This is a genomic window from Acinetobacter courvalinii (assembly GCF_014635545.1).
In the GTDB taxonomy this organism is placed as follows: domain Bacteria; phylum Pseudomonadota; class Gammaproteobacteria; order Pseudomonadales; family Moraxellaceae; genus Acinetobacter; species Acinetobacter courvalinii.
The window spans coordinates 433,429-453,209 of the sequence record NZ_BMDA01000002.1 but is presented as its reverse complement, the minus strand read 5'-3'; the positions used below and the strand labels follow the sequence as shown (position 1 = coordinate 453,209).

The 19,781-nt window shown below is 42.6% G+C and carries 16 protein-coding genes and 3 tRNA genes; 12 read left to right on the top strand and 7 right to left on the bottom strand.

The features are described 5' to 3' along the window. Positions 1–189: 189 nt before the first annotated feature. The 5 genes from IEV39_RS11805 to IEV39_RS11785 all read left to right on the top strand — a co-directional run bounded on the left by IEV39_RS11805 (position 190) and on the right by IEV39_RS11785 (position 5,867). Positions 190–1,296, top strand: coding sequence for a porin (locus IEV39_RS11805; protein WP_005283051.1), 1,107 nt, complete (start codon positions 190–192; stop codon positions 1,294–1,296). Between the two features lie 398 nt (positions 1,297–1,694). Next, complete coding sequence (locus IEV39_RS11800) at positions 1,695–2,690, top strand: tripartite tricarboxylate transporter substrate binding protein (RefSeq protein ID WP_005283049.1); 996 nt, start codon at positions 1,695–1,697, stop codon at positions 2,688–2,690. 93 nt (positions 2,691–2,783) lie between these two features. After that, on the top strand, positions 2,784–3,227 hold the full coding sequence (locus tag IEV39_RS11795) for a tripartite tricarboxylate transporter TctB family protein (RefSeq protein ID WP_005283046.1): 444 nt from the start codon (positions 2,784–2,786) through the stop codon (positions 3,225–3,227). A 14-nt stretch (positions 3,228–3,241) separates the two neighbouring features. Next, on the top strand, positions 3,242–4,738 hold the full coding sequence (locus tag IEV39_RS11790; protein ID WP_005283043.1) for a tripartite tricarboxylate transporter permease: 1,497 nt from the start codon (positions 3,242–3,244) through the stop codon (positions 4,736–4,738). A gap of 82 nt (positions 4,739–4,820) precedes the next feature. After that, the gene (locus IEV39_RS11785) at positions 4,821–5,867 is read left to right on the top strand and encodes an AbrB family transcriptional regulator (RefSeq protein ID WP_005283040.1); all 1,047 of its coding nucleotides are present in this window, start codon (positions 4,821–4,823) and stop codon (positions 5,865–5,867) included. A gap of 106 nt (positions 5,868–5,973) precedes the next feature. Here IEV39_RS11785 and IEV39_RS11780 read toward each other — a convergent pair. The 3 genes from IEV39_RS11780 to IEV39_RS11770 all read right to left on the bottom strand — a co-directional run bounded on the left by IEV39_RS11780 (position 5,974) and on the right by IEV39_RS11770 (position 6,274). Beyond that, a tRNA-Arg gene (locus tag IEV39_RS11780) sits at positions 5,974–6,050 on the bottom strand. Between the two features lie 46 nt (positions 6,051–6,096). Continuing rightward, positions 6,097–6,173, bottom strand: a tRNA-Arg gene (locus IEV39_RS11775). Positions 6,174–6,184: 11 nt separating this feature from the next. Further along, positions 6,185–6,274: transfer RNA gene (locus tag IEV39_RS11770), tRNA-Ser, on the bottom strand. A 260-nt stretch (positions 6,275–6,534) separates the two neighbouring features. On the opposite strand from IEV39_RS11770, the gene rnr reads away from it, so the two are divergent. From rnr to IEV39_RS11745, 5 genes are all read left to right on the top strand, one after another. Continuing rightward, positions 6,535–8,973, top strand: coding sequence for a ribonuclease R (gene rnr, locus IEV39_RS11765; protein ID WP_005283038.1), 2,439 nt, complete (start codon positions 6,535–6,537; stop codon positions 8,971–8,973). An 87-nt stretch (positions 8,974–9,060) separates the two neighbouring features. Then, on the top strand, positions 9,061–9,648 hold the full coding sequence (locus tag IEV39_RS11760) for a hypothetical protein (RefSeq protein WP_005283035.1): 588 nt from the start codon (positions 9,061–9,063) through the stop codon (positions 9,646–9,648). 75 nt (positions 9,649–9,723) lie between these two features. Further along, positions 9,724–11,763, top strand: coding sequence for a M3 family metallopeptidase (locus IEV39_RS11755; RefSeq protein WP_005283032.1), 2,040 nt, complete (start codon positions 9,724–9,726; stop codon positions 11,761–11,763). Between the two features lie 38 nt (positions 11,764–11,801). Next, positions 11,802–12,008: a YheV family putative metal-binding protein gene (locus IEV39_RS11750; protein WP_004660391.1), complete on the top strand. Its 207-nt coding sequence runs from the start codon at positions 11,802–11,804 to the stop codon at positions 12,006–12,008. Positions 12,009–12,019: 11 nt separating this feature from the next. Beyond that, positions 12,020–12,472, top strand: coding sequence for a hypothetical protein (locus IEV39_RS11745; protein WP_005283029.1), 453 nt, complete (start codon positions 12,020–12,022; stop codon positions 12,470–12,472). A gap of 49 nt (positions 12,473–12,521) precedes the next feature. On the opposite strand, the gene IEV39_RS11740 is transcribed toward IEV39_RS11745, so the two are convergent. Next, positions 12,522–13,436 carry a DMT family transporter gene (locus IEV39_RS11740; protein ID WP_005283027.1) on the bottom strand — a complete coding sequence of 305 codons (915 nt, stop codon included), beginning with the start codon at positions 13,434–13,436 and terminating at the stop codon, positions 12,522–12,524. Between the two features lie 117 nt (positions 13,437–13,553). On the opposite strand from IEV39_RS11740, the gene IEV39_RS11735 reads away from it, so the two are divergent. Together IEV39_RS11735 and IEV39_RS11730 are read left to right on the top strand one after the other, a co-directional pair. After that, entirely contained in the window at positions 13,554–14,333 is a 780-nt protein-coding gene (locus IEV39_RS11735; protein ID WP_005283025.1) for an AraC family transcriptional regulator, read from the top strand. Positions 14,334–14,424: 91 nt separating this feature from the next. Continuing rightward, complete coding sequence (locus tag IEV39_RS11730; protein WP_005283021.1) at positions 14,425–15,300, top strand: DMT family transporter; 876 nt, start codon at positions 14,425–14,427, stop codon at positions 15,298–15,300. Between the two features lie 57 nt (positions 15,301–15,357). Here the strand turns inward: IEV39_RS11730 and IEV39_RS11725 are convergent, their stop codons facing one another. The 3 genes from IEV39_RS11725 to IEV39_RS11715 all read right to left on the bottom strand — a co-directional run bounded on the left by IEV39_RS11725 (position 15,358) and on the right by IEV39_RS11715 (position 19,505). After that, the gene (locus IEV39_RS11725) at positions 15,358–17,562 is read right to left on the bottom strand and encodes a TRAP transporter large permease subunit (RefSeq protein ID WP_005259810.1); all 2,205 of its coding nucleotides are present in this window, start codon (positions 17,560–17,562) and stop codon (positions 15,358–15,360) included. Between the two features lie 183 nt (positions 17,563–17,745). Further along, a complete protein-coding gene (gene rrtA, locus IEV39_RS11720) occupies positions 17,746–18,324 on the bottom strand; it encodes a rhombosortase (protein WP_005283018.1) in 579 nt (192 codons plus the stop codon). Positions 18,325–18,401: 77 nt separating this feature from the next. Beyond that, positions 18,402–19,505, bottom strand: coding sequence for a hypothetical protein (locus IEV39_RS11715; protein WP_005283015.1), 1,104 nt, complete (start codon positions 19,503–19,505; stop codon positions 18,402–18,404). Positions 19,506–19,781: the final 276 nt, after the last annotated feature.

Below are 19,781 nucleotides of genomic sequence, written 5' to 3'. Positions count from 1 at the left end.
ATCTCTCAAAAAAGTATAAAACAATAAAATATCAAAATCCCTCAAAATTAAATAAAATTTCCAAGAGTTGTTTAAATTTATATTACTTAATTAAAAACACTCAACTGCAAAAATCAACCATCTTAAAGTCTCAGTTAAAAAGAGATAAGGATTACTCGCTGAAATTTTTAAATTGTTAGGATGACATCAATGAAAATTAATTTTTTATTAACCACTATACTTTGCACGGTTACCAGTTCAGTATATTCCTCACCAAAATTTTATGGTGAAATTGATACCAGTATTGACTATATACCGGAAAAAAATGCAAATTCGACTAACCATGATGCATGGAAAATGAATAGTAATAGTTCTTTTCTTGGAGTTAAAGGGGAAGAAAAATTAACTGACCGCTTAAGTGCACTGTATTTAATCGAGTGGGCATTTAATGCCGATGGTGACGGAACGGACTGGTCCCATCGAGATCGATATATTGGTTTAAAAGATGAAAAATTTGGCAGCTTAAAAGTAGGTAAGAACAATTCTCCCTTAAAAAAACTGTCAAGTGCTGTAGATAGCTTTAATAATTATATGCGCAACACGGCTGATGTAAGAGGTATCATGCCTGGTGAAAACCGCATTAATAATTCCGTGGTTTATGATTCACCTAAAATCACACTTGATAATGAAGCCAATCTTACATTTAGTATTTTATTAGCCACAGGTGAGGCCCAAGGTATTGCAAGCAGTCAAGGGGGCGTTACTGTAGATGGCCGCGGTTTAGGTGACGCATGGTCAACCTCCCTAACTTATATGAATCCAATGTTTTTAGCGGGAATTGCGTATGACAAAGCTATTCCAAGTAACTTCTTAGGCCGTGGTTTCCTAAATGCCTCGGATCCGTATATTGACATTAATCGCGTCTTTGCTGCCGCCAATACCCTACGTTTAACCGGCCTGATTAAACCCGTCGAAGGAATGGCATTAAAGGCACTGATACAAACATCAGAGGTTGAAAAAGCCAGTGGCAATGACAATGCAACCAATATTGATCAATCGATAGGTTGGCTCGTAGGTGCTGAGTATCGTTTGCCAAATAATTCGAAATGGAATGTAAAAGCTCAATATAGTCAGAACTCAACCCGTTTTAACAATGATAATGCAGACTATGATGCTAAACAGATTATGGCAGGTGTTGATTATCTTTTTAACAAGCAAGTGAAGGCTTATAGCTACACAGCTTATTCGACATTCAAACAGGCAGATTTAGAAGATCGACAACCTGTGATTGGGACTGGTTTAGAATTTAAATTTTAATTCAAAAAATATAATTATTTCAAAAAAACCTAAAGTCTATCGACTTTAGGTTTTATATATCAATAAAAACATTTACAAACTCAAAAACATCAACAACCTAAAATGTTAAATAAACAGTCCCATATTGATAATCCAAAAATTAATAATTTTTTTATTTAACCAATAAAAACAATATTTATTTCAAAAATAAATTAATAAAAAAACAATATTCAAAAAAAGAATCTCAATAATTCAAATGACAATGCTAACATTTTAAATCACAACTTAAATTAAAAAGAATAGAGAACAGGTCAGGTATAAACCCACTCTCTATTCACCTCAACAATTAAGCAGTGATACCGAGATAATATATGTACATTTCGTACATAAAGATAATCATAATTGGAGATATACGGAATATGTTAAGAAGAATTACTTTTACCAGTACCTTGATCCTTTTAGGCTTAGGCCTTACTGCATGTGAAAAGAAGAAAACTGTGGTTGGAGAACCTAAGCGCCCCGAATGTATTGCTCCAGCCAAACCGGGGGGTGGCTTTGATCTCACTTGTAAACTAACCCAGAATGCTTTCAAAGAAACTGAGTTATTAAAATCGCCAATGCGTGTCACTTATATGCCAGGTGGCGTTGGGGCTGTTGCCTACAATAAAATTGTTGCCAATGATCCTGCAAATAACAACGCGATTGTCGCCTTTTCAACAGGTTCATTACTGAACCTGGCCCAAGGAAAGTTTGGACAATACACGGAAAAGGATGTCCGTTGGCTAGCTGTCATCGGAACCGATTATGGAGTTGTTGCAGTCAATAAAGACTCCCCTTATCAGAATTTGAACGACCTAATCTTGGCCCTAAAGAAAAATCCAAAATCTGTTAGCTTTGGTGCTGGCGGTAGTGTAGGCGGTCAAGATTGGATGCAAACGGCAATGCTCGCCAAAGCAGCAGGCGTTAATCCCAAAGAAATGACCTATATTGCCTTAGAAGGCGGTGGCGAAGCTGTAACTTCTGTTCTAGGTAACCATATCCAAGTGGTCAGTGCTGGAATTGCTGAAGTAATTCCTCACGTCAAATCAGGAAAGTTACGTGCACTCGCTGTCTTCGCCCCTGAACGGCTTCCAAATGCCTTGGCAGATATTCCTACAGCAAAAGAACAGGGCTATGACATTCAATGGCCCGTAGTACGTGGTTATTATGTCGGCCCCAAAGTCAGTGATGAAGCTTATCAATGGTGGAAAACCTCCTTTGACAAAATGATGGCAGATCCTAAGTTTGCCAAATCCAGAGCCCAATTCGATTTACTTCCACTCTCTATGACCGGCGAAGAACTTGATAAGTTTGTCATGCAACAAACCAATCAATTGAGAGTCTTATCTAGAGAATTTGATCTTATTCCCCAATAACCTGAAAACAACAAAAGTTTTTGATCACTCCTCTTCCCTAACGAGAAGAACCGGTTGAAATACGCTTAATTTTTAATACAAAAGGAATATTTTATGTCCGTGGAAAGGATTTTCTCCGGGATTTTAGGCCTCGTCAGCCTCGGTCTTTTATATTTGGCTTGGGGCTATGTCGCTCCGATTGCTTACGATCCATTAGGTCCGAGACCTTACCCTGTTCTACTCTTAATTATTTTAATTTTATCTTGTCTTTACCTGACATTTAGACCCCAAAAACTGACCGAACAACTAGACCTAGGGTATACCGCTTCAGTCCTGAAAAAAATCAGTTTAATGATGCTCTTTATGCTGTTGTATGCCCTGACCTTTGAATTATTAGGATTTCCAATTGCAACTGCACTGATGTTTTTTGTAGTCGGCATGCTGTTTGGGGGAAGTGCTAAAGCCTCTGCCGTTTCAGGCTTTGTATTTGGCTGCCTCTTATACGGTTTATTTGATTACGTTTTGGATGTGCCATTACCGCTCGGATTTTTGAGTTAATCAAGGAAGAATAAATGGATGTTTTTGAATATTTAATCTATGGTTTTCAAGTCGCTCTAACGCCTCAAAATCTGCTTATCGCACTTATTGGGGCATTTATCGGGACCATTGTGGGCTTACTGCCTGGGCTGGGACCAATTAATGGTGTAGCGTTGCTATTACCTTTTGCCTATGCACTTGGCCTCCCTGCTGAAAGTGCACTGATTCTTCTCGCAGCCGTCTATTTAGGTTGTGAATTTGGTGGACGAATTTCTGCGATTCTGATTAATGTACCAGGAGATGCCGCGGCCATTATGTCCACGATTGATGGCTATCCATTGGCCAAACAAGGCAAAGCAGGGATCGCGCTTTCACTGTCTGCCATGAGCTCATTCATTGGTAGCATGATTGCCATTTTCGGTATTATTTTATTTGCTCCCCTTTTAGCCAAGTGGGCCATCGTATTTGGTCCAGCGGAGTATTTTGTACTGATGGTTTTTGCCCTGACGTGCTTAAGCGGTCTCGTCAGTGATCAACCCATTAAAACGGCCGTTTCCGCCTTAATTGGTTTACTCTTAGCCACAGTGGGAGTGGATGCAGTCACTGGCGTCTATCGCTTTACTTTTGATTCAGTCAGTTTAAGTGATGGTATCCAATTTACCACCATTGTCATTGGCTTTTTCAGTATTAGTGAAATTCTCATCATGCTGGAAAAAACCAGTATTGGACAAAAAGCCTTAGGTCAGGGTAAACGTAGTCTATTTAACCTCAAAGAATTTAGTTTCACGATAGGTTCAACTATCCGCAGTTCATTGCTTGGCTTTATCGTGGGCATTTTGCCTGGAGCAGGTGCAACCATCGCCAGTGCAATGGCCTATACCAGCGAACGTAAACTTGCAGGCAAAAACAGTAAATTTGGTGATGGTGATTTACGTGGTATTGCTGCCCCTGAAGCTGCAAATAATGCATCTGCCTGTGGTTCATTTATTCCAATGCTGACCTTAGGTGTACCGGGTTCCGGAACAACCGCGGTAATGCTGGGTGCCTTGACCCTCTATAACATCACTCCTGGACCACAACTATTTACTGAACAGCCGACGATTGTATGGGGCCTAATTGCTTCGCTCTTTATTGCTAGTGTGCTATTGCTGTTTATGAATATTTCACTGGTTCGATACTTTGCCAAGTTGCTCAGTGTCCCCAATTTTATTTTACTGCCCGCAATCGCAGCCGTGAGTTTTGTTGGTGTCTATGCGATTCATAGCACCATGTTCGACCTGGTTCTAATGGTTGCACTCGGAGTGTTTGGCTATATTTTACGTAAGTTGAACTTCCCGCTTTCGGCCCTTATTCTCGGTTTTGTACTGGGTGAACTCATGGAGTCGAGTTTGCGTCGAGCACTCTCTATTTCTCACGGAGAACTGTCGATTTTGTTTGAAGGCTATATCACTAAAACACTCTGGATGCTGGCCGGAATCATGATTGTTTTACCACTGATCCGTTGGTTACGCAGCCGCCAGCAAGTGAGCTAATCATCTCGTTAGCCGATAGCGACCATTCATCGTTATTGGCTTCTCGGCTCTTACCAATCATCCTATATAGGCGACTTTATTCATGATCTACTTCAAGTATGTTTCAAGTCTAGCGATTGCCTTTTTAGGTGCCCACTTGGCGGAATGGTTACATCTGCCACTTCCATGGCTGCTTGGGCCTTTATTCATTACTGCCTTTCTTAAAATGAATCATGCGCCGATCGAATGCCATCACAGCGCACGTAATATCGGCTTGTCGATTTTAGGATTAACACTGGGTCTCTATTTTACTCCTCAAATGATTCAACTGATTGCAACGCAGTGGCCTCTTCTGCTGGGCGGGCTACTCTTTGCCTTATTCTTGGGTGCAATCGGCTCTGCCATATTGTATCGCTGGGGAAATGTTGACTTTAAAACTGCTTGGTTTGCTTCCGCAATCGGTGGTGCAAATGAAATGTCTAACTTGGCTGAACATTATCAAGCCCGCGTTGATAAAGTTGCCTCTGCCCACACCTTACGTGTATTAATGGTGGTGGTCATCGTTCCATTTTTTTATCAATTTATGGGATGGCACGGCCTTGATCACAGTACGCTTCATCGTCATGGAGACGTGAATTGGTTTGGTCTTGCTCTGTTAGCAAGTTTGGCTTACTTTGTCAGCCGTTTTTTTAAATATTACAAGCTTCCGAACCCCTGGACCTTTGGTGCACTACTGGTTGCAATTTTATTTACCACACAAGATATTCACCTGTCAGCGATGCCAACAACAATTTTACATTTAGGTCAGGTCTTACTGGGCTGGTCTTTAGGTAATAAATTTAAGCCAGGATTTTTCAAAACTGCACCACATTATTTAAGTATTGTGACCTTGAGTAATCTAAGCGCTATTCTTTTGGCTGGCTTGCTCGCCTATGCCCTCACCTTCTGGACAGACATTCCCTTACCTACATTGGGTTTAGGGATTGCACCAGGTGGGGTAGCTGAAATGGCATTAACCGCCAATGTGTTACAGCTCGGGGTGCCTCTGGTGACCGCATTTCATGTAATCCGTATGGTAGGTGTGCTTGGGACCGTTGGTTATCTTTATCAACTTTTAGAAAGGAATAAACATAAATTTCAACTTAAATAGTTGAATACAAATAATAAAATTAGGGCTTTCTAAATAAGGTAAATTTGTATAAACACAAAATTCAGGCACAAAAAAACCGCAATTAAGCGGTTTCTTCACTTTAAGTTGGTGCGCTCAGAGAGATTCGAACTCCCGACCCCTTAGTTCGTAGCCAAGTGCTCTATCCAGCTGAGCTATGAGCGCATTACTTATCTGCCTATTCAGGCGTGTGTTACTTTAAATCTTTACTTGGTGCGCTCAGAGAGATTCGAACTCCCGACCCCTTAGTTCGTAGCCAAGTGCTCTATCCAGCTGAGCTATGAGCGCCTTAAGTAAAGTGGCGGTGAGAGAGGGATTCGAACCCTCGATACAGTTACCCGTATGCATCCTTAGCAGGGATGTGGTTTCAGCCACTCACCCATCTCACCGTAACACGAGCGCAATAATACAAACTAAAACCACATTACACAAGGGATGTTCCTATTTTTTTCCACTATTTCAGCTCAATCAAATACTTTTTAATCAATTTTCGTATTTTTTCAGCATTTTTTAGTTCTACGCTTGTTAATATAGCGTTATCTCCTTTATTTGGATCGGGCCAATAAACAGAATCTTGCAATCTTTGACGTGCAGTTAGAGTTTGAATGACTTATGCTAAACCGATCTGCCAGATGTGAAATGAAACGATATGACTAAAAATTGGGCCGATCCCGAAGCAAAAGCAGAAGCGCAACGTTACGATAATCCTATTCCTAGCCGAACTCTTATTTTAACTACATTAGAACAATTAAAAGCTGCCCAGTCTCATGCAGAGCTGGTTGACCACTTCAATATCCCCGATCAGAAAAGTATTGATGCATTAAATCATCGTTTAAGTGCGATGGTACGTGATGGGCAATTGATGAAGGATGGATTCAAATACCAGCCTGCAACCGATTTACCGAGCCATGAAGCCACGGTCTATATCAATAGTAAGGGTTTGGGGACTGCCAACATTGCAGGTCAGGATGATGTGCTCCTGCCTGAACGCGAATTACGTCTGGTCTTTAATGGCGATCGCGTTAAAGTCCGCCAGACCTCCGTTGACCGTAAAGGTAAAGCGTGGGGCTTTATTACCGAAGTGGTACAGCGCCGGGTTAAACAGATTATTGGTAAAGTGGCTGAGCATGAAGGTGAGTATTTTATTCAACCGGGCAATCCCAATCAGCATCAACCGATTACCTTAGAAAAAGAATTGATTGAACATGCCAATGCCAAAGTGGGCGATATGCTACGCGTGGCTATTGATGACTACCCGACCCGTGAAGAACTGGCGACCGGGCATGTGGTGCAGTCGATGGCGGATAAAGCCGATACAGAAATCATTATTCCGCAGACCATTCTAGAATTTGGTTTGCCTTATGAATTCCCAGAAGCTGTGATTAAGGAAGCCGAAAGCTTTAAAGAACCTTCTGAACAGGATCGTAAAGGTCGTGTTGATTTACGCGATTTACCCCTCGTGACGATCGATGGTGAAGATGCCCGCGACTTCGATGATGCAGTATTTGCAGAAAAACGTGCAGGTGGCGGTTATCGTGTAGTGGTCGCAATCGCCGATGTGAGCCATTATGTCCGTTTAGATTCACCTTTAAATGAAGAAGCTGAAGAGCGTGGGACCTCGGTTTATTTCCCGCACTTCGTGTTACCGATGTTGCCTGAAGCCTTATCCAATGGTCTATGCTCTTTAAATCCGCATGTAGACCGTCTGTGTATGGTCTGCGATTTAAAGCTGTCACGTGCCGGTAAAGTGACAGGTTATGAGTTCTACCCTGCGGTGATGCATTCCAAGGCACGGTTGACCTATACCCAAGTCGGTCAGTATTTTGAAGGTGCCACAGATGCCATCCCGGCAGATAAAACCATTCATAAATCATTAAACACTTTATTCCAGCTTTATCAAACGCTGAAAGAGTTACGTGCCAAACGTCATGCAATGGAGTTTGAAACCATTGAAACCTACATGACGTTTGATGAGCTAGGCGGAATCAAGGAAATCTTGCCACGTACCCGTAATGATGCGCATAAACTGATTGAAGAATGCATGTTGCTGGCCAACGTTGCCGCAGCAGAGTATTCATTAGAGCATGATATTCCGATGTTGTATCGTGTGCATGAAGCACCCGAGTTTTCCCGTATCCAAAAAGTGCGTGATTTCGTCAAATTACTGGGCTTGCCGTTCCCTGAACAGCCAACTCAGGCCGACTACCAAGCCGTGATTGAAGCGACCAAAGATCGTCTGGATGCACCAAGTATTCATGCAGTACTGTTACGTTCAATGATGCAAGCCTATTATGGTGCGAACAATGCGGGACATTACGGTCTGGCTTATGAAGCCTATACGCATTTCACTTCGCCAATTCGTCGTTATCCGGATTTATTGTTACACCGTGCGATTAAGGCTTATCTTGATAAGAAACCTTACCCGCTTTCAGGTGCAGCATTAGATGATGCGGGTGAGCATTTCTCACAAACTGAACGTCGTGCCGATGAAGCTTCACGTAGTGTGACAACATGGTTGAAATGCCATTATATGCAACAGCATTTGGGCGACGAGTTTGTCGGTGTGATTAGTGCAGTAACCGAATTCGGCCTGTTCGTCACCCTCAAAGACTTGTATGTGGATGGCATGATTCATGTGAGTCAGCTCGGTGAAGACTTCTTCCTGTATGATCAGGCCAGCCAAAGCCTCATCGGTCAGAATCGTGGTCAATCATTTAGCCTTGGTGATGAAGTCAAGATCCAAGTGGCCGGCGTAAATCTGGAAGAACGTAAAATTGACTTCCAGTTGGTTCAGCAATTAACCCATCTCGGTCGTGTGATTCGCCAGAAAGCACCTCGCACTGCAAATCCTTCTAGCTCGAATCGCGCGTCAACAACGGAAGAAGTATTTGGCAAAGCACCTTCATCGACGAAAGCTAAAGTCAGTGAAGACAGCGAAAAGCCTGTACGCAAGAAAAAAGATAAGAACAAACCAAGTTCTTATAGTAAAAAGCCAGCTAAGAAGGCTTCAGCTAAGCCTGATACAAAAGAGAAGGCCAAAAAGAAAGTGAAAAAGAAAAAGTCGAATGCGAAAGCAAAGGCTGAGTAATGGATAAAAGATAAGGGAGCTTCGGCTCTCTTGTTTTTTGTTATATAATGAATAGATAGACTATTTCTAAATATAAATAAAATCCTAATGATTCACTACCGCATCACCAAATATTACTATCATCATTACTTTTCAATTCTCTTTTTCTTTCTCACATTCGGTGCCGCTATATTCTTTTTTGGGGGTAATTTTTCACCTAGCTTTACGCTAAAAATTGTCGCCTTGATCACTTCTTGTTTTCTTTATATTTTACTCCTCATTTATTTTCTCTATTTGAAAAAGAAACAGGAATGGGTAATTCCTAGACAATGGGGGAAAGTACAAAAACAACCTAAATATTATGCTTTATTTATTTTCCCTTTATTCATTATTCCCGTACTCTGGCTCAACTTTGCGGGTACGCTTCCAATGATCTGGACATATACCACTGGGGATTCGCAAATGATAGAGGTAGCAGCGATTGCTGAAAAAAAGCATACGAGACATGGCAATATCTATTATTTTAAAACAGTTTATTCCGACATACCGATCTTTAGAATGACATCGGAACAATATGTAAAGTATAAGGATGATCATCTCACATTAAAGTTATCTACACGTCAAAGTTCTTTTGGTACCTATGTGCTATCAATTGATCAAATCCAAATCGCAAAGCAAAACTCAACGAATAAATAATCAATCAACCTTGATTTCTCTCCCGCTAAGCCCTACATCTATAACTATGTTTAGAGATGATATGGCAAAAATACAATGACACTACAGCAAGCAACACTTCCCACTCCCCAGTTTGATCAGATTCAACTTGCCGACTTAAAACAACAGATCGAACAAACGATTCAAAACGGTCAAGACTTCCTGAATCAACTCAATGAGGTCCCACAAGGCACCGAAGCACAACTGGCGACATTGACTGAAGTCGATCAGCTTGAAAATAATATGAGTGAGTCTTGGGGCATTTTGTCGCATCTCAATGCTGTGATGAACAATGCCGAAACCCGTGAAGTGTATCAGGCACTTTTACCAAGTTTAAGCGAATACTACACCCAGCTTGGACAACACACGCCGCTATATCAAACCTATCAGCAGATTCATGATAGCCCTGCATTTCAAACACTCAGCGAAGCCCAACAAAGTGCTATTAAGCTCGCACTTCGTGACTTTAAACTGTCTGGTGTGGCTCTCGAAGGCGAAGCGAAAAAACGTTATGCAGAAATTTCGGCACGTTTATCGCAGTTGTCTTCGGACTTCTCGAATCATGTGCTTGATGCAACCCAAGCCTACTTTAAGCCTTTAACAGAAGCACAGCTCAAAGGCCTACCGCAAAGCAGCGTTGAACTGTTAAAACAATACGGACAACAGCGTGAGCTTGAGCAGGCTGTTGCCACACTCGACTTCCCTGCCTATTTTGCAATTATGACCTATGCCGAGGATCGTGAACTAAGAGAAGAGCTGTATAAGGCCTATGTTACCCGCGCATCTGAGCAGTCTGACAAGACTGAATTTGATAATACCCCAGTGATGGAAGAAATCCTGAGCTTACGTCAGGAAATGGCACAACTGCTGGGTTTCAATAATTTCGCTGAATATTCACTGGCCAGCAAAATGGCACCTGATGTCGAAACGGTGGATAAATTTCTGGTCGATCTGGCAGAACATGCGCGCACCCCAGCACTGGCTGAAATTGCAGAGCTTAAGACCATTGCACAGCAAGATAGCATTGAAGAACTCAAACCATGGGATGCAACCTATTATTCTGAAAAGTTGAAGCAACAACAATTCAACCTTTCTCAAGAAGCACTTAAACCATATTTCCCTGCACCGAAAGTGGTACAAGGTTTATTCCAGATCGTGCAACGCCTGTACGGTATCCAGATCGTCGAACGTCAGGCACCCGTTTGGCAGGATGATGTGCGCTATTTTGAAATTGAAGATCAAGGCCAAGTGGTCGGTGGTTTCTACTTCGATTTATATGCCCGCAATGGCAAACGTGGTGGCGCATGGATGAGTGGCTTCCGTTCCCGCGTACAAACCACCAATGGTCTGCAAAAACCGATTTGCTACATGGTCTGTAACTTTACTCCGCCGATTGGCGATCAACCTGCCCTGCTAACCCATGATGAAGTGATTACCTTATTCCATGAGTTTGGACATGGCTTACACCACATGCTCACTGAAGTGGATAACATCTCGGTTGCAGGTACACATGGCGTGGCGTGGGATGCAGTGGAATTACCAAGTCAGTTCATGGAATTCTGGGCGTGGGACAATGAAAGTCTGGATGTCCTGAGTGAACATACCGAAACCAAACAAACCCTGCCGCAAGAACTGCTATCAGCATTATTGAATGCACGTTTCTTCCAGTCGGGTATGCAAACCCTGCGTCAGATTGAATTTGCGCTGTTTGACCTGACCATTCACCGCCAAGCTCCAGCTTTAAACAGCCAGCAAATTCAGGAAACGCTGGATGAAATTCGCCATAAGTTTGCCGTTGTTCCTGCCGTACCTTATAACCGTTTCCAGCACAGTTTCAGTCATATTTTCGCGGGTGGCTATGCTGCGGGCTACTACTCATATAAATGGGCAGAAGTTTTAGCCAGTGATGCCTTTGACCGTTTCGAAAGCGAAGGTATTTTTAATACCGAGACTGGAAAAGAGTTTAGAAAGTTTATTCTAGCAGTTGGCGGAAAAGATACAGCACTTGATGCGTTTCGCAATTTCCGAAAAAGAGAGCCTAAAATAGATGCGTTATTACGTCATCAAGGTTGGACGAACACAGATAAAACCGCTTAAACTATGTCATTATTATTCACAGGGTGTAATGAACTGACATGAAAAGACAATTCATCGCGGGTGCAAAATGTCCCAAATGTGGAGCGTTAGATCGTGTGGTTAAGATCATCACTGTGGATGACGAGTGGATTGAATGTATCGAATGTGCTTACAGCGAAAAACGCCCGACCCACGTGGAAGAGCAACAACCCGCTGAGCCAGATGAAATTGGGGTGATACAGTTCAAACCTCGTCATTTTGACTAGAAAGGTTAAAAATGATGTCCACATATCCAACTGAAAATTCCAGATTATTATGGATGATCATCGGTGGAATAAGTGTTGTTGTGGTTCTGTTCCTTGCTGTCCAATGGTTTTTAGCACAAAAAGATCAGCAATCGACAACAACACCAACTCAACCTGCTGCGGCTCAGACCGCTGTTACCACGTCTCAACCAGACCCTGCTGTCAGCAATGAAACCGTGACTGCGGAAAATGAGTCTGTAGAGCCGATTAAACTGGTTGAAGAATCGATTATTAAAGCGCCGCTTCCAACCAATGACAGTCTGGCCAAGGAAGAAATTGCAAAACTGGATGATATTCACCTGCAACTTCAAGACCAGCAACATGAGCTTAAGCAGCAACATGAAGATGTTGATCAAATGCTTAAACTGAAGGAAGAGCAGATCAAGTTATTAGAGGCGCAACTTGCTGCCCAGAATCACTCTTGAAACCGAACAAGCTTTAACTTTCGTTAAAGCTTTTTTATTGCCGAACGTTTTAATCTAAAATTTGTTCAGAACGCGATTTCAACTGAATTGGTTTCTGAATCGTTTGCGCAATCAAGATTCCCACCAAAGTCAAACCACCACCAATATAATGGAACATTTGCAAATGTTCTCCGAGTAGGGCCACTGCAATCAAGGCAGTAAATAAAGGCAACAGATTCATAAAGATACTGTTGCGATTCGGTCCTAAATGTCGGACACCTTCAATCCATAAATAAGACAACAACACCGATGAGAAAATGCTGGCATAAACAATCAGCGGAATGGTTTGCTGATTTAACTGTATATCTTGGGCGGGTAAAAACACAAAAAAAGGTAAGACATATAAAATCGCAAAGCTGGATTGGACGAAATTCGATTGCCAAGCCGGAATCGGCATTTTCCAGCGTTTTAATAACACCCCATATAAAGCATAGCCTGCTGCTGCAACCAGCATCAAGCCATCGCCGAGATGTACGCCCTGCCCCCATACATTGCGAATACTGCCATGACCCAATAAATATAAAATGCCATAAAAAGACAGTGCGCCGCCGAATAGCATGCCATAGCTGATCCGGTCTTTGAGCATCACGCTACTCAAGATCATGGTGAGTAATGGAATCAAGGCGGTGACAATCGCCATATTGGTTGCTGTGGTCGTCGCTGCGGCCTGATAGGATAAGAACTGAAATAATGACACCGACAAGAAACCGCCCAATGCCAATTGCTTCCAGTATTGCTGGATGGTGTAGCGGTTTTTCCAGACCGGAATCAACACAAAGGTACTCATCACGGCGAGCGCCAGTACCAGACGATAAAAGGTAATTGCCACAGGAGAAATGGCATGACTCGCCATTTTGGAAACGACAACATTGCCAGCCCAAAATAAAATGGCGAACAATGGATAAAAATAAGCTTTCTGAAACATAATCAAAACCTGTACATAGCCGTACCGATCATGCTAAAAAATAATCAGCTTATAGTTACTCGATAAAAAGACGACAACTATCTTAAAAAGGACAAATTATTTTGGGTTTAGCTGAGTATGGGAAAAAACTTTAAACATGGTTTTCTGGATTATCCAGTCTATGCTTTTTCGGAGAATTATCCGCATGGTCATATTGAAGACTGGCATAGCCATGATCGTATCCAGTTAATCCATACCCTGACTGGCGTGATCCGGGTACAAACCCATGAAGGCATCTGGATTACACCGCCAGGACGTGGTGTATGGATTCCTGCTCACAAACCCCATGCGCTACTGAGCAGTGGTGAAGTCAAAGCAAGAGGCGTTTTTATTGAAAGCTCAACTCAAAATGATCTGCCAGACCAATGTCGCGTGGTTGCAATTCCAGCGTTATTACGTGAATTGATCAGTAGTGCGATGCATATACAAAGCACTATTCAACCAGCTAGTCGCAATGAAAGGCTGCTACAGCTTATTCTGGACGAAGTTCGTCTCTTACCCGCACTGGCCTTTAATTTGCCCGAACCACAAAGCCCCAAGCTTCAGCAATTATGCCAGCGCATTAAAGAAAATCTGGCTTGGGAATGGAGTCTGGAACAAAGTGCGCAACACTTACATATCAGCACTAAAACACTAGCACGTCATTTTCAAAAAGAAACTGGCCTACATTTTTCCCATTGGGTTCGACAGGCAAAACTGATGCAGGCCATGATTGATTTAGCCATGTATAAACCCGTGCTGAATGTGGCCTTAGATTTGGGATACGATAGTCCCAGCGCCTTTAGTGCCATGTTTAAACGCGAAACTGGCATGACACCGAGTGATTATCTGAAACAATTTTCTGATCAAGCAGTTTAAGTGCATCAAACATTCCTATCAGAAAAATACGCATTCCCTTCACTTCCGCACAGGCATAAAATAAGCCCAAATTCTCGATACTGCCCTGGTTATGGATACTTCCCAAACGAATCGCAATCTCTTTGTGGCGATTGGTTGCCTAACGATTTCTGCACTACTTTTCTCTGTGATGGGCATTTGTATTCGTTATGCTTCTCATACGGTCGATAATTACACCATTGTGTTTTTCCGTAATGTGGTAGGGCTGATCCTGTTTCTGCCTTTTATTTTTAAGCAAGGCATGGGATTTGTAAAAACGGAAAAACTCTGGATGCATACATGGCGCAGTATCGTGGGACTTGCAGCCATGTATGGCTTCTTCTATGCCATCGCGCATCTAAAACTCTCCAATGCCATGGTATTTACCTATTCTTCCCCGATTTTTATTCCTTTAATTGCTTGGCTATTCCTGAAAGAAAAAGTCACCACAGCTATGCTGTGCGCTGCCGGTTTGGGATTTATTGGCGTATTTTGTGTAGCAAAACCAGATCAAGGCTTATTGAACTGGATCTCCATTGTCGGCATCAGTTCAAGTCTATTGGCCTCTATGGCCTTTGTCACCGTTCGTGCCCTGACCCAAACCGAACCACCTGAACGGATCGTATTTTATTTCTGTCTGATTGGTTCCCTGCTTTCGGTGATTCCGATGTTCTGGGTATGGCGATCTTATCATCTGTATGAATTATTTTTCCTGGTCGCGGCAGGCGTCTTAGCCAATGTCAGCCAGATCTTTATGTCTCATGCCTACCGTCTTGCCCCTGCTGGACAGATTGCCCCTGTGAATTATATTGCGATTATCTTCGCCGGAATTTGGGGATTTTTGCTCTGGAATGAAGTACCTGATTTATACAGTGTGATTGGTTTCGGCATTATTTTATTGGCAATTCTATTATGCAGTCCACTAATCCGAAGGCAAAAGCAGACTTAATAAATAAAAATAAAGACGTTAAAAAAGCACCCGTAGGTGCTTTTTTAATTTCAATTGTTAGTGCTTATACCAGCCAAACATCTGGAAGATATAAGGTGCATAGGTCACCAGCACCAACGATGAGAACAATACGATAATCGGCAATAACCAACGTTCATAACGGAAGTAGAAACTGGTGTATTTCTCTTTCGCTTCCCTGTCGGCGGCCGAGACCTCCTCATCCCCGACGGAGAGTCGCGTTAGCAAGTGGTTCAATGCAACCGGTGGCGTTACATAACCAAATTCGAAGGCGACTAGTACAATCATCCAGAAATGAATCGGATGAATACCATTCTCGTAGGCCACAGGCGCAACCGTTGCCGCCACCAGAATCACCGCGCCAAATGGATCGGTCGTCATACCAATAATGGCAAGTAGCAGTGCAATAAAGGCAAGTGAAATATAGATATTACCGAGATGCGTTGGTAATAATTCCACCACTTCAGCACGTTCAATTAAGCCACCAACGCTTGCAGACAAGGCCATAAGCAGAATCAACGCACCAATATGCCCAACTGTTTCTGAGGTTGCGAAACGTAATGCTCCACCAAAACCTAAGTGCTTACCGCCATGTGGATCATGTGATTTCAGGAACTCAGATTTTTTCTCATGTTCACGAACCAAAGCTTCATGCTTAGGATCAACCACAGGCGCTGGTGCCACTTTTGATGCAAATAACTTGTCAAACAAGATCATTGCAATCAATACCAACGGTAAAATCATTGGAGCAGTGAATTCATTGATTGATGTATCTAAAGCCAGCTTATAGAACATCACGACAGCAAAGCCGATAATCACATAAGGAATGACAGGGACACATGCACGCAACATGCCCGGTACCGCGACTTTCGGTGAATTCACACGGAATTTTTCTTCGGCAAGAATCAATGAAACACCGAGGAAAATAAACGCAGTTAGCCAGAAGACATAGATACCATGATCAAATAATTCGGTAGATGTCACATGGCGACTGTCTAACATTGAGATCAGGATCACCAGTAGACATGGACGAATCACCACACCTAAAGAACCTGACATTGCCGATACAGCCAATGCATATTGACGACGAGCGCCCGAATTCCAGACTTCCTTATAGATGATTGCACCCGCTGCAATAACGAAAATCCCTGAAGCACCTGTATAGGCTGTTGGAATCGCTGCTGCAATCAAGATTAACCAAGTTAACGTTTCAGGTGCCAAGTTCCATGGACGCAGGATATTTAAGAATAAATCCATGACACGGGTTTGGGTCAGCAACATACCAGCCCAAATAAACAGTGCAAGATTTAAGAAAATACCCGAGAACTCAACCAGAATACCCAAGTAGATTCCTTGCCCCATTGGATAGTCCATGAAGAAGGTAAATACAATACCGGTCACCAAAGACATGAAGGCATACAACGGTACACTGAGTAAGGCTAAACCAAAGTTGCCCTTCGGCTGAGCCGTTTTCGGTATAAAGATAAACTGGAAGATACTAATAATGGTCAGAGATACGAATAACGCAATCCATAACCAGTATAAGACTGTGGTTTTACCAGCAACTTCAACGCCTGAATTCAATACTGAATGATATTGGCTTAAGACCGAATAACTTAGTAATGCATTCCCCGCCACCATCAACGCTGAATAAACACGGAAGTCGATTCTGGTTTTTGGTGCACGTAAACCAATGTGGTGGTAACGCAAAGACGCTGTAATTGAAGCAAATAAAACCATAACCAGTAGAATTACAGTCTGGTTTTCAGAACCTAATTTGAAAATTCCGAAGAATGTGGTCTCAACTTTACGATAAGTACGAATACTTGGATGTGCTTCCAAATGCTTCATGGCTTTATCATAGAATTGATATTTTTCTTCACACTGCTGCTGAGCTGCCAATAATGAGGTACGCACATCAGATTCAGAAGCAGCTCCGAACATACTTGCAAATTCATCCGCAGCATTGGCCTTCATCTGCTCTTGAACTTGTGCATCAATGTTAGGATGTCGATCGCAAGATGGTTTTTCAGGCTCCGCCCGTAAAAACGAATATTGCATTCCTGTGGTTTGATCACCGTAAAGCCGCTCCCCCATACGGAGCATTTGACCGTGAATCATCTCGCCAGTACCAATAAGCAAGGTCATTAGCAACAAAGCAAGAATGATGAATGTTGATATCCAATCATTCCAGATATAGCCTAACCGGGCTAATCCAGACTTTTTCTCTTGATCATTTTGCATGTCTATTCCAGTTTATTCTTATCAACATCCATCCAAAGATGTTGAATCATGCGCTGTCCATGGTTGATAGATAAATGAATTTACCCTCTTATTAACCAATCCCTTTAAACCGCTTAAATTTGAATCAATCTTTTTCAAAAAAGAATGACTACAATCACTTTTTTGTTGGTTGTTTTTATCAATTTATGTGTTCTCTATTTTTTTCCTTCTTACAAATAAATAACTTAACCCACATAGGAGGCCACCGATAGCACCAATTAAATGTGCTTCAGTCAGGACTGGGCTGCCAATCAACTGAGCTGTTCCAGTCTGTCCAAAGGTATTTTCCCAAATCAGTTTTGCTGCAATCAGGGCTAAAACCAGTATTGCAAACTTACGTTCTTTCTTATATTGCAGATAAACCAGCCCTACGGCGGTGTACAGACCATGTAGCACACCAGAAAGCCCAGCATAGGCATCAATATAAGGTAAGTAGAAATAGAAAATTAAACTAATGAATGGCGGCAAAATCAGCAGTAATGCCCATAAATGCCAATTGCGGACATGCGGAAAAATGAAAGGTAAACACGCAAATGCCAGCATATTTAAAAGAAAATGAATCCAGCCCACGTGTACCCAGTGTGCGGTCCATAACCGCCAGAACTCACTGAGTAAACTCGGTCTCCAGTAAATGAAATGATCAGCAAAAACTTGCAGACATGCCGATATCGAAACACATATCGCGATCAAAATGACTTTTTCTATCCATATTTGATCTTTCATTGATTGACCACCTCTTGAAAAAACAGACCTTTTACAAAGTGTAGATGTTTGTAATGTAAAAGGCCGTTTAATTCAGGTTACTCAGCTGGCGTTTCTTGCGCTGGAGCGACCTCATCCTGTGCTGGTGCAGAGGCTGCCTCGCCCCCTCCATCAAAGAGTGAATCCAGCTCAGCCGAGCTTTCTTGTTTGTCATCCCAGAATGTGGTCATGCCTTCATCGCTTGCTCTGACACCGGTATTTTCAGTCCAGTAGCGGTCTGCAATACCACGAACCATCAAACCTGCCATTTTATCAATCAGTCTGAACTGAGGATTTGCAGGTTTGTCATCGCCTGTTGCTGCTGCATAAGAACGAAGCGCATCACGTAATTTTGCATCATCACCGCTGGCCTGTGCTGCCACGGCATATAAAGCATGCGATAAGCGGACACCTTTCTTCTCACCAATCGCCATCGATTGTTTCATGGTGGCATACGGTTCAGGTTTACCGTCACCCGCGCCGGGTAATAATGTCCAGATCACGGCGCGAGTCGCCATTGGCGCACCCCAGAATTTTTCATTGTCCAGACAGGTCATGCCACGCTCAACAATCCCGGCAATATCCTTAGGAACATTGATCGCACCGCCCGAGTTAATGTCATTGGTCATGGCTTGCAGGCCACTCACCATACCGAGTAAATACACGGTCTGATCCAGATCATTACGCATGGTTGGGCATGAATCACCTAATTTATATTTGTATTTTGATTCCCAACGATTTGCAAAAAGTTGATAACCTGCATATTGGCGTTCAGCCGCAATGCCGGCCCAACGTTTCTGCTCGATACGCGCGTCTTGAGCTTCCGAAACCTGACCTGCTTTAGATGCACGTAAATAACGTAATTCTGCTTCCAATGCCTGATTCTCAGCACAAATCCCGGCTGCGGTATACAGCAGCACAGCCATACGTGTTGGATCGGCACCCATATCTTTGGTCGACATCACTGCCGGTGTTAATGCATTGCCCGAGTTACACACCATTTCAGCATCATCCATGGCCAAAATCGGTGGAACAATATGTTTTTCACCAAAACCTAAGGCGACATTCGCTCCAGTTTTAACGACGTATGAACATCCAGATAACATTGATGTTGTCAGCAAAGCAACCGCTACGCCCTGTCCCATTTTATGGAGTTTAGACATACTTCCTGTCCCTCTAATAATTTGTTTTTTCCTTTTAGCTGTACATTATCAGATGCAATACTTGAATTAAAGAGTAATTGCTCTAATTTCACGGGGACATTTTGACATACTTCACACATGAATGAATTGACAGATCTGCGGGAATACAGAAATTTCAGGCAAAAAAAAGTAGCATTGCGACGGTTCAGCACATGCTACTTATTAACTGGTAAAATCGTGAAACTCTTTATCTTTTAGTTTTGTTGAAAATAATCCTTGAGTAATGTCCCGGCTCTT

Coding starts and splice junctions, on each gene's coding strand:
- IEV39_RS11805 (WP_005283051.1), top strand. CDS start 190: ATGAAAATTAATTTTTTATTAACCACTATACTTTGCACGGTTACCAGT.
- IEV39_RS11800 (WP_005283049.1), top strand. CDS start 1,695: ATGTTAAGAAGAATTACTTTTACCAGTACCTTGATCCTTTTAGGCTTA.
- IEV39_RS11795 (WP_005283046.1), top strand. CDS start 2,784: ATGTCCGTGGAAAGGATTTTCTCCGGGATTTTAGGCCTCGTCAGCCTC.
- IEV39_RS11790 (WP_005283043.1), top strand. CDS start 3,242: ATGGATGTTTTTGAATATTTAATCTATGGTTTTCAAGTCGCTCTAACG.
- IEV39_RS11785 (WP_005283040.1), top strand. CDS start 4,821: ATGATCTACTTCAAGTATGTTTCAAGTCTAGCGATTGCCTTTTTAGGT.
- rnr (WP_005283038.1), top strand. CDS start 6,535: ATGACTAAAAATTGGGCCGATCCCGAAGCAAAAGCAGAAGCGCAACGT.
- IEV39_RS11760 (WP_005283035.1), top strand. CDS start 9,061: ATGATTCACTACCGCATCACCAAATATTACTATCATCATTACTTTTCA.
- IEV39_RS11755 (WP_005283032.1), top strand. CDS start 9,724: ATGACACTACAGCAAGCAACACTTCCCACTCCCCAGTTTGATCAGATT.
- IEV39_RS11750 (WP_004660391.1), top strand. CDS start 11,802: ATGAAAAGACAATTCATCGCGGGTGCAAAATGTCCCAAATGTGGAGCG.
- IEV39_RS11745 (WP_005283029.1), top strand. CDS start 12,020: ATGATGTCCACATATCCAACTGAAAATTCCAGATTATTATGGATGATC.
- IEV39_RS11740 (WP_005283027.1), bottom strand. CDS start 13,436: ATGTTTCAGAAAGCTTATTTTTATCCATTGTTCGCCATTTTATTTTGG.
- IEV39_RS11735 (WP_005283025.1), top strand. CDS start 13,554: ATGGGAAAAAACTTTAAACATGGTTTTCTGGATTATCCAGTCTATGCT.
- IEV39_RS11730 (WP_005283021.1), top strand. CDS start 14,425: ATGGATACTTCCCAAACGAATCGCAATCTCTTTGTGGCGATTGGTTGC.
- IEV39_RS11725 (WP_005259810.1), bottom strand. CDS start 17,562: ATGCAAAATGATCAAGAGAAAAAGTCTGGATTAGCCCGGTTAGGCTAT.
- rrtA (WP_005283018.1), bottom strand. CDS start 18,324: ATGAAAGATCAAATATGGATAGAAAAAGTCATTTTGATCGCGATATGT.
- IEV39_RS11715 (WP_005283015.1), bottom strand. CDS start 19,505: ATGTCTAAACTCCATAAAATGGGACAGGGCGTAGCGGTTGCTTTGCTG.